Consider the following 1,189-nt stretch of genomic DNA (forward strand, 5'->3'; position numbering starts at 1 on the left):
CCGGAGTGTCCATAAGTAGAATTTTCTCATACGCTTAATGTAGCAGAGGAGATCGAAATCTTATGAAAAAGTCACGTTTTACTGACAGCCAGATCTTAGCTATTCTGAAACAGGCTGAAGCAGGTACGCCCGTGTCAGAACTGTGTCGTGAACACGGCATAAGCAACGCCAGCTTTTACAAATGGCGAACTAAATATGGGGGAATGGATGCCTCTCTGATGGCTCGTTTGAAAGAGCTGGAAGAAGAGAACCGTCGCCTTAAAAAGATGTATGCTGAAGAACGGCTAAAAGCCGAGATTATTCAGGAAGCCATGGCAAAAAAGTGGTAAAGCCTGCTCAGCGTCGACAGATGGCAAAAGACGCAGTTGAGCATAAATCCATTAGCATTCGCCGTGCGTGCCAGATCTTTAGGGTCAGTGAAAGTAGTTATCACTATAAGGCCCGGTTATCTTCAGAAAATCAGCAGATTGCAGAGTGGTTGCTCAACATCACGGAACAACAACGGAACTGGGGATTTGGGCTTTGTTACCTGTACTTACGCAATGTGAAAGGGTTTCATTGGAACCATAAACGAGTTTATCGGATTTATTGTGAACTGGCCCTGAATAAACGTATAAAGCCCAAAAATCGCTTAAAACGCGAACATCCTGAACCGTTGAAAGTCCCTGACACCCCAAATGAAAGTTGGTCGATGGACTTTATGTACGATCAGTTGTCAGATGGGCGTTCGGTTCGTTTGCTCAATATCATTGATGATTTTAATCGCGAAGCACTCACGATAGAGGTGGATTTTTCATTACCCAGTCACCGTGTAATACGTACGTTGGAGCAGCTGATAGAGTGGCGGGGCAAACCGATTGCAATTCGTTGTGATAACGGTCCCGAATATACCAGCACTGAATTTCAGATGTGGGCAAAGCAACATAAAATCCAGCTGAATTTTATCCAACCAGGTAAGCCGCAACAGAATGCCTATGTTGAGCGTTACAATCGAACGGTGCGTTATGACTGGCTGGGACAATATCTATTTTCTACCTTGAGTGAATTACAAAATTCGGCGACAAAATGGCAGTGGTTTTATAATCATGAAAGGCCCAATATGGCATTAGGGGGTTATACCCCGAAGCAGCATTTATTACGCGCTGCGTGAATTCTACTTTTAACCTCCATGAAAAATGGGAGGATTACC

General features: G+C 44.2%; 1 protein-coding gene. It reads left to right on the forward strand.

Annotation, left to right across the window (positions count from 1 at the left end; all coding sequences use genetic code 11):
- Positions 1-62 precede the first annotated feature (62 nt).
- Positions 63-1,150 (forward strand): IS3 family transposase gene (locus Xsto_RS20680; RefSeq protein ID WP_099126315.1). Its coding sequence is split into 2 segments (ribosomal slippage): positions 63-315 and positions 315-1,150, totalling 1,089 coding nucleotides; the frame shifts between segments, so codons are not numbered across the junction.
- Positions 1,151-1,189: the final 39 nt, after the last annotated feature.

It is taken from the genome of Xenorhabdus stockiae (assembly GCF_002632825.1).
Classification (GTDB): Bacteria; Pseudomonadota; Gammaproteobacteria; order Enterobacterales; family Enterobacteriaceae; genus Xenorhabdus; species Xenorhabdus stockiae.